The following is a 14,349-nucleotide window of genomic DNA, read 5'->3' as shown; positions in this document are numbered from 1 at the left end:
ACTTAGACAACAAACTAAATTTGTAAATTAATAATGAAGATAACGTTTTCTGGAATAACTTACTATGCAAGTATTTGCTGAGTTTATTGACTAAAATAAAAAGTGATGATATTATAAAATATAGTTAGACGGCTAAGTAAATTGGAGGTGACTTTATGGAATGTTTTCAAGATGATTCATTATATCATGTTTTTGCTCAAGTAATAAAACTTCACTATCACCGTACTCATACATTGCTTGATAAAGTAGGGGTGTACCCTGGTCAACCAGGTATGCTATTTTCATTATATAAGAAAGATGGACAGAGTCAGAAAGAATTGGCAAATAAGCTTAACATTAAGCCAGCTACAGCTACAGTCATGTTAAATAGGATGGAAAAGGCAGGGCTTTTAGAACGAAAAGCAGATGCTACTGATCAGCGAATTTCGCGAGTTTATATTACAGAAAAAGGAGGGGAAGTTTGCGAAGAGGTAAAAGAAGTTATGAAGATTATAAATTCGGAATGCTTTAGTAATTTTACCTCAGAGGAAGAAATATTACTTCGTAGATTGCTAATGCAAGTCAGAGATAATCTTATGAAAGTATGCGATAGAAAAACTGAAATATAACTATAGTTTTAGTAATTGGAGATGATAATTATGTTTAAATTATTTAGATTTTTAAAGCCATATGCAATGGTTGTAACAGGTATTTTAGTTCTTTTATTCTTTCAATCTATTGCAGAATTATACCTCCCTACGTTAATGTCAGATATAGTTAACACTGGTATTGTCAAGGGAGATACTAACTATATATTGAGAATCGGCGGATTTATGCTTATTGTAGCAGCAGTCAGCGGTGTTTGTACAATTTTGGCAAGTTTTTTCTCATCAAAAGTTGCAACAAAGTTTGGTCGAGATATTAGAAAAGAAGTTTTTTCAAGAGCAGAAAGTTTTTCTTTAAATGAATTTGATAAAGTAGGTACAGCGTCACTTATTACAAGAACTACAAATGATATTATGCAAGTACAACAAGTAACAATATTAATATTGCGTATGATGATTAGTGCACCACTTATGTGTATAGGTGGTATTATTATGGCTGTCTCAAAAGATGCAGAGTTGTCACTTATTCTCGTAGTAGTTATTCCTGTTCTTGCAGGTATAATTGCGCTAGTTGCAACTAAGGGAGTTCCATTATTTAAAGCAATGCAGGTAAAATTAGATAAGTTAAATCTTGTTGTACGTGAGAATCTTATAGGAATAAGAGTAATACGTGCTTTTAATCGTATAGATGATGAAAAGATACGATTTACTGAAGCTAATTCTGATTTAACCAACACTGCTATTAAAGTTAATAAAATAATGGCAGTTTTAATGCCTGCTATGATAATAATGATGAACCTTACAAGTGTTGCAATAGTTTGGTTTGGTGGAATACGTATTGATAGTGGAAAAATGCAGGTAGGAGATATGATGGCATTTATTCAATATGCTATGCAGATAATGTTTTCCTTAATTATGGTTTCTATGATGTTTGTTATGATACCTCGTGCTGAGGCTTCAGCAGTAAGAATTAACGAAGTGCTTGATATGAAACCTGAAATTAATGATCCTACAGAACCAAAAAATACTGAGAAAGAGAGAGGGTATATAGAATTTAAGGATGTTACCTTTAGTTATCCTGGTGCAGAGCAGCCAGCGATAAGCAATATTTCATTTAGTGCAAAACCTGGTGAAATAACTGCCATTATTGGCGGAACAGGTTCTGGTAAATCCACACTAATAAGCCTCATACCCCGCTTCTATGATATTGATAGTGGCAGTATTTTAGTTGACGGAATGGATATTAGAGAAATGTCCCAAGAAAACCTTAGAAAAAAAATTGGTTTTGTTCCACAAAAGGCTGTATTGTTTACTGGAACCATATCTGACAATATCAGATATGGAAAAGAGGATGCAAATGATATGGAGATTAGGCATGCAGCAGAAATTGCTCAAGCATCGGAATTTGTATCTAATATGAAAGAGGGATATGATTCCATGATTGCTCAAGGTGGTAGTAATGTTTCCGGAGGACAAAAGCAGCGTCTGGCCATTGCTCGTGCACTTGTTAGAAGACCGGAGATATTTATATTTGACGATAGCTTTTCAGCACTAGATTTTAAAACTGATGCAAAGCTTAGAGCAGCTTTAAAATCAGAAATAAAGGATTCAACAGCAATTATTGTTGCTCAAAGAGTCAGCACTGTAATAGATGCGGATAGAATTATAGTGTTAGATGAAGGTAGAATTGCAGGAATCGGCACACATAAAGCCCTTTTAAATGATTGCGAGATATATCGCGAGATAGTATCTTCACAGTTATCAGAGGAGGAATTAGCATAAAGCAAGCATCTACTAGACTTTTAGAAGCAGAAGAATAAATCACTAAAAGCTAACTGGCCTTATGCATAGAAGGAGGATATTATTATGGGTGAAAAAAGAAGAGCTGGAAGAGGTCCTATGGGTGGAGGTATGGCCATGGGAATGCCAGCAGAAAAAGCCAAAAATTTTAAGGGAACGATGAAAAGGCTTATAAAATACCTAGCACCACATAAGATAAATCTTATTGTAGTGTTTATAACAGCTATTTTAAGTACTATTTTTAGTATTGTTAGTCCTAAGATAATGGGAAAAGCTACAACCAAGTTATTTGAAGGCTTGATGAATAAATATATGTACTATGAAAAGTTGAATGCAGCAGCTTCAGCAGTAAAAAAAGGTGCGAATCCCCAGCTATTACTTCAATTAAAGCAACAGGGAGTTCCAAGTGTTGACTTTAATTATATTGGGCAAATAATACTTTATCTAATTGGTTTATATGTTATCAGTGCAGCATTCAGTTATATTCAACAGTATGTCATGGCTGGTGTTGCGCAGAAAACTGTATTTAATATGCGTAACGACTTAAACAATAAACTTGCACGTTTACCTCTTAAATATTTTGATTCACGTACACATGGAGAGATATTAAGTCGTGTTACAAATGATGTTGATACCATATCAACTACATTACAGCAGAGTTTGACTCAACTTATCACTTCAGTTGTAACTATAGTGGGTATCATTGTAATGATGTTATCAATAAGCGTAACGTTGACACTTGTTACTCTTATAACATTGCCACTATCTATAATTGTTACAACAACTATAGCAAAGCGTTCACAAAAATATTTTGTAGAACAGCAGAAAACTATTGGAGAACTAAATGGCCATGTAGAAGAGATGTATACTGGACATAAAATAGTAAAAGCTTTTGGACATGAAGAAAAATCAATAAATGAGTTTAATAGCATTAATGAAAGACTGTACAATGTAGGATGGAAGGCTCAGTTTATCTCCGGTATAATTATGCCTTTAATGAACTTTATTAACAATATAGGTTATGTTCTCGTTTGTGTTGTTGGAGGAATTTTTGTTACTAAAAAGAAAATTGAAATTGGAGATATCCAGGCATTTATTCAGTATGCAAGACAATTTGGTCAACCGATTGTTCAGACTGCAAATATAGCTAATATTCTTCAGTCTACTATAGCAGCAGCTGAGCGTGTATTTGAATTATTAGATGAAGTTGAAGAAATTCCAGATAGAGAAGATGCTAAAATCGTTGACTTTAAAAATAATCAAATACTAGAAAGAAATTTAGATGATAATAGCACAAAGGTAATAGCACCAGTAAAAGGTGAGGTTAAATTTGAAAATGTTAAATTCGGTTACAAAGAAAATGTTACCCTCATAGAAGATATGAATATAGATGTAAAAGAAGGAGAGACAATAGCAATAGTAGGTCCAACCGGCGCAGGTAAAACTACATTAATAAACCTACTAATGCGTTTTTATGAAATAAACGATGGAAAAATTACTATCGACGATGTAGACGTTAGGGATTTAAAACGTGGAGACTTGCGTACTATGTTCGGTATGGTTCTTCAAGATACATGGCTTTTTAATGGTACTATAAAAGACAATATTGCTTATGGACGCAGAGGTGCAACAGACGAGGATGTCATCAAAGCAGCAAAGGCTGCTCATGCTGATCACTTTATTAGAACGCTTCCTGAAGGGTACAATACTGTATTAAACGAAGAAGCATCTAATATATCACAAGGTCAAAAGCAGCTTTTAACTATTGCTCGTGCTATACTTGCGGATCCTGCAATACTAATTCTCGATGAGGCAACAAGTAGTGTTGACACAAGAACTGAAGTTCAGATACAAAAGGCTATGACTAACCTTATGAAGGGAAGAACCAGCTTTGTTATTGCCCATAGATTATCTACAATAAAAGATGCAGATTTGATACTTGTAATGAACAATGGTAAAATCATTGAACAAGGTAACCATAATGAGCTCCTTGATAAAGGAGGCTTTTATGCTGATCTTTACAACAGTCAATTCACAGGCAAAAATCTAGGGGAACAGGCTATTTAAGCCTAGCTAGTGTTATTGATATATAAATAAAAAACTGCTGCAGATTTTTTCTGTGCAGTTTTTTATTTTAGGCATATGAAGAGAATAAGAAACCAAAGATGCGAGAATACTGGCCTATTATTTATTTGATTATGCCTTAAATAATTATATATATTTTTGTAGTTAAATTAGAAAAAGATAGACTTTATTATAAGATAATGGTAGGATAAAACAAGTACACATAGTAATAAATGAGCATTATGATAAATTAAACTATATAAATGTTTAAATTGAAAGAGTAGGAATATATAGTATCGCGAATAATAACTATATATAAAGATATGCGTATAAAACAAAAATTTGGAGGTGTTGCATTATAAATAGAAATGCAAATTTAAATGAAAATATTAGAGCAAAAGAGATAAGATTGGTAGGAGAAGAGGAGACTCAAATAATTTCTACTAGCGAAGCATTAAAGATGGCTATAGAAAGAAACCTGGATTTAGTAATGATTTCTCCAGCAGTTAATCCACCAGTGTGTAAAATAATGGATTATAATAAATTCCTTTATGAACAAAGCAAAAAAGAAAAGGAAAATAGAAAAAAACAAAAAACTATTGATATCAAAGAAATAAGATTGAGTCCTAGCATTGAAGAACATGATATAGATGTTAAGGCTAATAACGCTAAAAAATTCCTACAAAACGAAAATAAAGTTAAGGTATCAATTAGATTTAGAGGAAGACAAAACAATTACACTCATGTAGGAAAAGAAGTTTTTGATATGTTTATCTCTAAGATAGGAGATGTTGGTATAATCGAGAAACCAGCTAAATTAGAGGGAAACAATATGATTTTGATTTTAGCCCCAAAAAAATAATAAATTATATTGATAACAATTAGCGAATTTATTTATATGTGTACAATAAAGTAAATTTAATCTTCTTGTAGGATGTCTACAGGAAGATTTTTATTTAACCTCTTTTTCTTCATTTTTAATTTGAAATTGATTTGTTTTTCCCATTATGTAGGCTAGTTTAATTATTTTCTGCTCTTCTTGGGTCATTTCTCTATCAAACATTTTTTCAAATTGCTTTATTAATTTATAAGTATCAATTTTCTTTCTTGAATTCTCATGTCGCTCTAATTTTATTTCTTTATGGGACTTATATATATTAGTTTTAATTTTTTTATTATAGATCTTTTTAAAAATTTCTGAAGTATAATAGGCATCGTAATAAGCATTATGAAAACCATCAGTAAAATAAATTTCTAATAACTCCACTGCTCTTTTTAATCCTATACTGGTCCCTTTTGGACAATTTAAGTACTTAGAAGTATAAAGTTGAAGATTTATATATTCTCTTGGGATTAAGGATGTATCTAAATTATAATATTCTAGATTTCTGAATAACTCTTTTATGTCAACCATTCCCCACGTACATAAGACATTGTCCTGCCCTCTTACAAATTCGGCTAAATCTTTATAAACCTCAATAAATGGTTTAGCCTTACTTAATTGATCAATTGTTATGCCAGTCATTTCCTGTATAAAAGGATTAAGGCTGGTATATATATTAGGCTTAACAAGACTATTTAAAGTGTCGATTATTTTAAGTTCTCTATCAAGCTTTACTGCACCAATCTGAATTATTTCAAAAGGGCATTTTGTATTTGTTGTATTTTTATTTGTTTTTATAGGATTATACTCTTGATTAAATTCTAAATCAAATACTACGTAATTCATTATATTTTCCCCTCTAAGCCAATACGAAATTTAATATGCAACAAAACATATATCTATAGTATATCTTTAATTTCTATAAAAAGTACTAATGTTTTTTAATTTGGTTATCTATATTTTCCTTTCATTGTGTCTAAATAAAATATAATGTATACTTATCATTAGTATAGGGTTTTGAGGTCAAAACTTATATTTTTTTAACTATTGTTTGATTTAGTAAAAGGGGGAAAGCAAATGAAATATACTAAGTACGGTAGGACTGATAAAAATGTTTCTGTAGTTGGATTTGGAGGACTTAGGTTTGATTTAAGTAAAGGTAATGAGGAAAATGCTGAGCTAGTTAAATATGCCTATAGCAAAGGAATTAATTATTTTGATACTGCACCAGGCTATTGCGACGGAAGAAGTGAAGATATATTAGGAATAGCTTTTAGACAAATGATTAAAGAGGGAAAAACAGATTTTTATGTTTCCACTAAAGGAAGACCCACAGTCTTTGACACTGCTGAAAAAGCTATAGATGGAGTTAAAAAATCTTTGGAAAGGCTAGGAGTACCTAAGATTCATTTTTATCATATATGGTGTATTAGAAAAATGGAGCATTATGAACTAGCAATGAGACCGGGCGGCCAATATGAAGGTCTTTTAAAATGTAAAGAAGCAGGATTAATAGACCATATTGTTTTTTCATCGCACCAACCAGGAGATCAAGTAACAGAAATACTAAATGAAAACAAATTTGACGGAGTTACAATGGGCATAAATATATTAAATTTTTCTTATAGATGGAATGGAGTTATGCACGCAAATAAAAATGGCTATGGGGTAGTAGCAATGAATCCACTTAGCGGAGGTTCTATTCCAAGTCATGAAAAAGAATTATCATTTTTGACTTCCGAAGGAGAAACAGCTACCGAATTAGCATTAAGATTTAACATTACAAGTCCTCAGATTACTATTTCATTAATAGGATTTGGAAATAAACATGATATTGATGAAGCTTGCAGAATTGCAGATGAGGGAAAACCATTTACAGAAGAAGATATTAGCATTTTAAAAAGTAAATTAGGTAAAAATATGAATGAGATTTGTACAGGCTGTGGCTATTGCAAGATTTGTCCAATGGAAATAAACATACCGGGATATATGCTTTTTTATAATGAAAAACAAATGTTTAAGAAAAGCGATGAAGAAATGATAAAATCTGTTTACGGATTAGAATACTGGAATTATACTATGAATGGTAAAAAATTTGCAGCAGATTGTATAAAATGTGGCAAATGCGAAGGTGAGTGTACTCAGCATCTACAAATTATTAAGAGATTAGAAGAAATTGCATCATGGGAAGAAAAAGGCACTAATGATATAACTGTATAGTAAGATTTTATAAACCATGACAAATTTGCAGAAGCAAAGATGTTATGGTTTATTTTATATGATACCTACTCTTGCTTTTGTCGATTGTTTTTAAAGTAAGAACTTTTAAGAATATTTGTTATTTAAAAACAATAAAAGATGTGATACAATTGATATTGAGAATCGTTATCGATTGTACAATTTGTTATTAATAAAAAATTATTTTAAAATAAAAAATAATGTAAGGGTAGGGTGATAGTGTGAGTGCTTTAATTATTGGAGGAGATAACCTTGGAAGTATCCCCTGTAAGTTATATGAGAAGGGTTTTAAGAATATTGAGCATATAAGTGGTAGAAAAGGTGGCGATAGAAGAGGCGATATTTTACTAAGAATAGATAGAGCTGATTTAGTTATAGTATTGGTAGATTATATAAGTCACTGTATTATGAAAAACACAAAAGAAAAGTTAAAAGATGTTAAAACAAAGATGATATTTACAAAAAGATCATGGTCCTATATGGAACAAGAAATAAATAATTTTTTAGAAACTTAAATAATTTTGTTAGTAATAATGATGTTAAATAGTTTAATAATAAGTTGGAGTAAACTAAATGCCAAGTTAACTGATTCTAGTTTAGTCTTTTATTATTTCTGAATTTATAAGTAGCATGTATAATATTTTCTAATATGACTCCCAGAATCTATAAGTAATACAAATAATTTTAGTAATTAATTTGTGTTAAAATGTGTTATATAGAAATAAACGGGATGGGAGACTGTTATTTATGAAAGATTTACCTAAGATATTTGATGACTTCAGTGAATCAAGAAAAAAAGGATTCATAACAATTAAAAATTTAAAAGATGAAGGAAGAAAGGTTGTAGGAACTTTCTGTACTTATACACCTTGGGAGATTATAACTGCCTCTGGTGCTGTAGCAGTGTCACTTTGTGCTAAAAGTGATGAAACAATACCTGATGCAGAAAAGCATCTGCCAAGAAACTTATGTCCACTAATAAAGTCTAGTTATGGTTTTGCCATCACTGATAAATGCCCTTATTTTTATTTTTCAGATTTAATTGTTGGTGAAACCACATGTGATGGTAAAAAGAAAATGTATGAATATTTAGGGGAAATTAAAAATGTTCACGTAATGCAATTACCTCAAACATATAAGGGAGAAGACAGCTATAGACTTTGGAAAAATGAAATTTTCAAACTAAAAGATATGCTAGAAAAAGAGTTTAATGTAGAGATAACTGAAGAAAAAATAAAGGATGCAATTAAGATTCGAAATAAAGAGAGACTAGCGTTAAAAGAATTTTATGAACTAGGAAAAATGTGTCCTCCACCTATAACAGGATTAGAAATGTTGAGGGTTTTAAATGGAGCTACATTTAAGTGGGATAAAGAAGTTGAAATAAGTGAGCTTAATGAACTTATAAAAGAATCTAAAGCCAAATATGAGGATGGAGAAAGAAAAGTGTCTCCAAAGGCAAAAAGAATACTTATTACTGGATGTCCTATGGGAGATGCAACAGAAAAAATTGTAAATGCTATTGAAGAAAATGGTGGAGTTGTTGTTTGCTACGAAAATTGCACAGGAGTAAAAGAAATAAGCAAATTAGTAAATGAGGATATTGATCCTTTCGATGCTCTAGCAGATAAATACTTAAATATAGGATGTTCATGTATGACTCCAAATGATAACAGAATAAGTCTTTTATCAGAACTAGTTGAGGACTATAAAGTTGATGGTGTTATAGATGTTATACTTCAAGCTTGTCATACCTATAGCGTAGAATCCTATAATATAAAAAGATTTATCAATGAAAATAAAAATATGCCTTATATGAGTATAGAAACAGATTATTCCCAAACAGATGTAGGTCAAATTAAAACCAGAATCGCAGCTTTTATAGAAATGCTATAGTTCTTAGTAGAACTCTCCATTAGAGAAACCCTTTTTATTCAATTTCTCTGTATTTTTATTGGTGAGTTAATTCGCTTTTTGGAGTATCTAACGAATATTTTAAATTTTTTTTGTATAATTTTTATCAATCTCTTGCAATAGTATTGTATTATTAATTTTATATGATATAATACATTATGAGTAAAATTTATAATAAATTTATTTTAACTGTTATAATATGGGGTTAATTTTATATTTAAATTAAAGAATAACTAATTCATTCATATCTTAATTACTTTTAAGCAGAGAGCCAAAATCTCTGATTTTGTGCGAATCGCTTACTCATTCGACAAAGGAGAAGGAGTTTCATTTTAAAATAGGAGATTATGCATATGAAAGAATTTAGTATTAACACAAATGTCTATTTTGGAGAAGGTTCTTTGGATAGACTAAAGGAGATTAAAAACAAAAGAGTACTAATTGTATGTGATAAATTTATGGAAACTTCAGGTGTGGCTGCAAAAATACAAGAAAAACTTGTTGATTGTGAAGTAGCTATATACAGTGATATTGTACCTGATCCATCTGTAGAGATTATTGCTGCTGGTATTCAAAAGTTACAAGATTGTAATGCTGAAATTATGATAGCTCTTGGTGGAGGTTCATCAATTGATGGAGCTAAGGCCATAAGAGAATATGCAAAAAAAGTTACTGGAGGAGTTTCTTATATAGAAGAGTGTTATGCTATACCTACTACAAGTGGTACAGGCTCTGAGGTAACTGAATATGCGGTAATTACAAATAAACAAGAAGGATTAAAATATGCTCTTGCAGATAAATCTCTTCTTCCAACAGTTGCTATTCTAGATCCTGAACTGGTAAAAACTGTACCTAAGGCTATAACTGCTGATACAGGAATGGATGTAATTACACATGCTATAGAGGCATATGTTTCAAAGAATGCCACTGATTTTTCAGATGCTCTTGCAGAAAAAGCTCTCACTTTAGCTTTTAGATTTTTACCACAGGCTTATACTGATGGAAACGATATAGTAGCAAGAGAAAAACTTCACAATGCGTCATGCCTTGCTGGTATGGCCTTTAATGCAGCTGGACTTGGAGTTACTCATAGTATAGCTCATGCAGTTGGTGGGAAATTACATATTTCTCATGGAAGAAGTAATGCTATTATACTCCCTTATGTAATTGAGTATAATGCTAATTTGAATAAATCAGCCTTTAATGCTGAATATGACATAGCAGCTAAAAAATATCAAAGACTTGCAAAACTATTGAAGCTACACGCACCAAATGTACATATTGGCGTTAATAATCTAATAAAAAGCATTATAGAACTCAAAAAGACATTGACGATTCCAGCAACATTTAAAGAACAAGGTGCCGATATGAATTTGGCTCAAGCATCAAGAGAAGAAATTGTTAATGCGGCTCTTAATGATATATGTACAACAGCGAATCCTAGGGAAGCGTCAAGAGAAGATTTATTAAAACTTTTAGATAAAGTTTTGGGATAAAAGATTGTATTTTATACCACCCATTTATGGGTGGTTTTTTATGTTTTTTCGAAAATATTGAAAAATTAGTCGAATTAAAATATAATTAGAAATATCACAAAATAAGGGGGATTTAGATGGAAAACGAATTGTATTCAATAGGAAAAGTCGGAGAAATATGCAAAATAACAAAAAAAGCATTAAGATATTATGACGAAATGGGTATACTATCTCCTGATAAAGTGGCAGATGAAAGCGGTTACAGATATTATAGCAAGAAAAATTTATTATCTGTGCCAATAATAAAATATTACAAACAGAGTGGATTTAAACTGGATGAAATGAGAGGATTTTTAGAAGGAAAAACTTATGATTTTTTTGATAAAAGCTTTAGAAAAAAAATTGATGAATTAAAAGAACTTGAGAGGGAAATAAATTTAAAAATAAGGTCCGTTAAAGATTGGCATGATCTTATAGTTGAGGCACAGATGGTAATTGAAAATAATGTTAGCAATGTTGCTATAAAATACATAGATAGTCGTACCTTAACCTTTTTAGAGCAAGATTTTAAATATGATTATATGGACTCTATAATTAATATAGAGTTTAATAATTACATTGATAGTATAAATAATGCAATAACAGGCCCTGTAATTATATGTTTTCCATCTTTTGAGGATAAAATTAATAGAAAATGCAGTAAGATGAAAATAATGCAGGAGACGATTTTAAAGTGTAAAGAGGAAGAAAGTATTGAATTTGGAGGCTGTATAGTAGCTGCTTGTTATCATATAGGATCTCATGAAACAATTAATGAAACATATAAAAAAATACAGACATGGACGGAAGAGTATGGTTATATATGTTCTGAGGAGTCCTATGAAAGATATGTAACAGATTATTGGACAACTAAAAATGTAGATAAATTTGTAACTGAAGTTTTAATTAAAGTCAGAAGAGAGAATTAACTCTACGATGGTACGTAAAAAGTGCATGAAAGCTCTAACATTTATTTTAATGTTAGAGCTTTCATGCACTTTTTATGTTAACACTTTCACATTGAAAACGTTGCCCTTAGGGGAAGGTATAAAAGAATAACAAAAGGATTATAAAGCCTATTATGTTAATAAATTACAATATAGCTAAATGGAAAAATATATTATCGTTATTGATATATTTTCGTATTTTTCATCTAAAGGATTGATATATCTAATTTTATGAAGTTTGAATTATAGCTCAAATTATAAAGTTTTAAATTATTATAAGGTTTTAAATTATAAATAAATATTTTTATAAATATATATTGACTTTACCCTATAGGGAACGGCCTATAATTTACTCAAGAGTAACATACCTAAAAGATATAAAATGAAAAGTTTTCAATAATTTAAAAATAAAATGTCCCCAATTATAACAATCCCAAAATATATTCAGTTATAAATTTCTATTAAGCAGGCATACAAAATCTTAAGCAGATATCCAAAATCTATGATTTTGAGATAGTCGCTTACACAGAGTGCTGATTTTGATATGATCGGTTAAGCAGAGAACTCAAATCTCTGATTTGAAGTGACTCGCTTACACAGCGTCTACTCATTCGACGATAGGAGAATGAGTTTCAGATTAATTTAAAAAGTATTAAGCGTATAAGCGAAAGGGGTTTTATTTTATGAAGGAAGTTTCCCAAAAGGTAGACTTAGAAGCAATTCGTGCAAAAAATAAATTATCGTCGGATTTCCTAAGAAAAGGTATTACAATTGCTCTTTTTTCAGGTCTTATGTACGGATTCTACTCAGCCTTTTTAACACTAGGTATGACAAAAGGAGTTTGGGGTGATTGGTATGGTGCTAATACAGCAGGTTTATCAGCCTTAGTTATTACATATGTACTTGGTGCTCTTGGTAGTGCTGTAAACGATACTTGTAGTGCTGTTTGGGCAATGGGTTATGCAGCAGTTAAAGGTAAACTTGGAGATTTCTTTAGATGTCTTAAAACTAAGCCAGGTGCTGTAATGATATTAGCTGCTCTTATTGGAGGACCAATATCAAGTACCGCTTATGTTGTAGCTTTAAAAATGGCTGGTTCAATTGTTATTCCAATTACAGCTCTTTGTCCAGCTATCGGCGCTATTCTAGGAAGAATATTATTTAAGCAAGAATTAAACAAGCGTATGATGCTAGGTATTGTTATCTGCGTTTTATCTAGTTTCATGATTGGTAGCACTAGTATCAGTGGAGATGCCCCTAAGGGAATGTTCTTTGGACTTTGTATCGCATTTATAGCAGCTCTTGGATGGGGATTTGAAGGTTGTGTGGCTGGATATGGTACATCTATGATCGACTCAGAAATCGGTATCACAATCCGTCAAGCAACATCAGGACTTTCAAACTTAATAATACTAGTACCTATATTTGGAATGATATTTGGTGGCGGCGTTAAATCTTCAGCTGGGTTAGCTCTTCAAGCATTCACAAGTGGACCTGCAATGATATGGTTTGCCTTAAGTGGTCTCTGTGCTTTTGTTTCCTACATGAGCTGGTATAACGGTAACAGTATGTGTGGTGCTGCTCTTGGTATGGCTTGTAATGGTACATTCTCATTCTGGGGTCCATTCTGCTGTTGGATAGTTCTTGGAATAATAAGTGGTATGGATGGATGGTCATTACCTCCAATCGTTTGGATTGCTGCTGTAACAATGATGTTCGGAATTCTTGTAATAGCTATGAATCCATTGGATTTATTCAGAAAGAAGGAGGTAGGAGCAAATGAAGCCGCTTAATTATGCAATTTTAAAATATTTTACAAAGGTTGATGAAGCTTGTGCTGATGATGTTATAAATGCCTTAAAGGGAGAGTATGGCAGCTTTAAGGCTTTAAATAAGAAAGCAGTAATAACAGCTTTAATGACAGCAGAAGCAAATGGCCTCATTGAAGAAACAAGATTTGAATTAGATGAAAATAAGGAACTAAAGGTTTACTATCATGCACATGCAGAAGGTGCTGCTACTATAAATAAATATATTAAAGACTAAAATAGGCATTATAGTTTACCAAAAATATATATGAGATGAGAATAAGGAAGGAGGACTTGAAAGTGAGATATTATGGAAACGAGGCTTTAGGTCTTGTAGAAACAATAGGATTAGTTCCTGCACTTGAGGCTGCAGACAAAATGCTTAAAGCAGCTAATGTGGAATTAATTTCATATGAAAATGTTGGTTCAACGCTTGTAACTATTATGGTAAAAGGTGATGTAGGTGCAGTAAGAGCTGCTGTAGAAGCAGGTGCTGAGGCAGCGGCAGCTATTGGTAAATTAACAGCGCATAATGTTATGCCGCGTCCTATTAGAGCAGTTGGAGATATTGTTTCAGTACACGATATTGATTTATAA

At 31.5% G+C, this 14,349-nt stretch carries 13 protein-coding genes; 12 read left to right on the top strand and 1 reads right to left on the bottom strand.

Translation table 11 applies throughout. The features are described 5' to 3' along the window. Positions 1-155 precede the first annotated feature (155 nt). The 4 genes from I6U51_RS02330 (at position 156) to infC (ending at position 5,310) form a co-directional block, all read left to right on the top strand. Positions 156-608, top strand: a complete 453-nt coding sequence (locus I6U51_RS02330) for a MarR family winged helix-turn-helix transcriptional regulator (protein WP_211140988.1) — start codon at positions 156-158, stop codon at positions 606-608. 30 nt (positions 609-638) lie between these two features. After that, positions 639-2,366 (top strand): ABC transporter ATP-binding protein, encoded by a 1,728-nt coding sequence (locus I6U51_RS02325; protein ID WP_211140987.1) that lies wholly within the window; start codon positions 639-641, stop codon positions 2,364-2,366. Positions 2,367-2,450: 84 nt separating this feature from the next. Beyond that, complete coding sequence (locus I6U51_RS02320; protein ID WP_211140986.1) at positions 2,451-4,451, top strand: ABC transporter ATP-binding protein; 2,001 nt, start codon at positions 2,451-2,453, stop codon at positions 4,449-4,451. A 352-nt stretch (positions 4,452-4,803) separates the two neighbouring features. Beyond that, on the top strand, positions 4,804-5,310 hold the full coding sequence (gene infC, locus I6U51_RS02315; protein WP_211141069.1) for a translation initiation factor IF-3: 507 nt from the start codon (positions 4,804-4,806) through the stop codon (positions 5,308-5,310). A gap of 90 nt (positions 5,311-5,400) precedes the next feature. Here the strand turns inward: infC and I6U51_RS02310 are convergent, their stop codons facing one another. Next, a complete protein-coding gene (locus I6U51_RS02310) occupies positions 5,401-6,177 on the bottom strand; it encodes a 3'-5' exonuclease (protein WP_211140985.1) in 777 nt (258 codons plus the stop codon). A gap of 231 nt (positions 6,178-6,408) precedes the next feature. Between I6U51_RS02310 and I6U51_RS02305 the strand changes: the two genes are divergently transcribed. The 8 genes from I6U51_RS02305 (at position 6,409) to I6U51_RS02270 (ending at position 14,349) form a co-directional block, all read left to right on the top strand. Then, complete coding sequence (locus I6U51_RS02305) at positions 6,409-7,551, top strand: aldo/keto reductase (RefSeq protein WP_211140984.1); 1,143 nt, start codon at positions 6,409-6,411, stop codon at positions 7,549-7,551. A gap of 239 nt (positions 7,552-7,790) precedes the next feature. Beyond that, positions 7,791-8,084: a DUF2325 domain-containing protein gene (locus I6U51_RS02300; protein ID WP_211140983.1), complete on the top strand. Its 294-nt coding sequence runs from the start codon at positions 7,791-7,793 to the stop codon at positions 8,082-8,084. A 232-nt stretch (positions 8,085-8,316) separates the two neighbouring features. Next, positions 8,317-9,465: a double-cubane-cluster-containing anaerobic reductase gene (locus I6U51_RS02295; RefSeq protein WP_211140982.1), complete on the top strand. Its 1,149-nt coding sequence runs from the start codon at positions 8,317-8,319 to the stop codon at positions 9,463-9,465. A 371-nt stretch (positions 9,466-9,836) separates the two neighbouring features. Then, positions 9,837-10,979: a 1-propanol dehydrogenase PduQ gene (locus I6U51_RS02290; protein WP_211140981.1), complete on the top strand. Its 1,143-nt coding sequence runs from the start codon at positions 9,837-9,839 to the stop codon at positions 10,977-10,979. 116 nt (positions 10,980-11,095) lie between these two features. Continuing rightward, entirely contained in the window at positions 11,096-11,926 is an 831-nt protein-coding gene (locus tag I6U51_RS02285) for a MerR family transcriptional regulator (RefSeq protein ID WP_211140980.1), read from the top strand. A gap of 701 nt (positions 11,927-12,627) precedes the next feature. Then, a complete protein-coding gene (locus tag I6U51_RS02280; RefSeq protein ID WP_211140979.1) occupies positions 12,628-13,737 on the top strand; it encodes a hypothetical protein in 1,110 nt (369 codons plus the stop codon). Beyond that, a complete protein-coding gene (locus I6U51_RS02275) occupies positions 13,724-13,990 on the top strand; it encodes a hypothetical protein (protein WP_211140978.1) in 267 nt (88 codons plus the stop codon). Before I6U51_RS02280 ends, I6U51_RS02275 begins: the two co-directional genes overlap by 14 nt. 62 nt (positions 13,991-14,052) lie before the next feature. Beyond that, positions 14,053-14,349, top strand: coding sequence for a BMC domain-containing protein (locus I6U51_RS02270; protein ID WP_308038281.1), 297 nt, complete (start codon positions 14,053-14,055; stop codon positions 14,347-14,349).

This window comes from Clostridium aciditolerans, from assembly GCF_016316925.1.
GTDB lineage: Bacteria > Bacillota > Clostridia > Clostridiales > Clostridiaceae > Clostridium_AM > Clostridium_AM aciditolerans.
The sequence above is the reverse complement of the archived record's forward strand: the minus strand, read 5'-3'. Positions and strand labels throughout refer to the sequence as shown.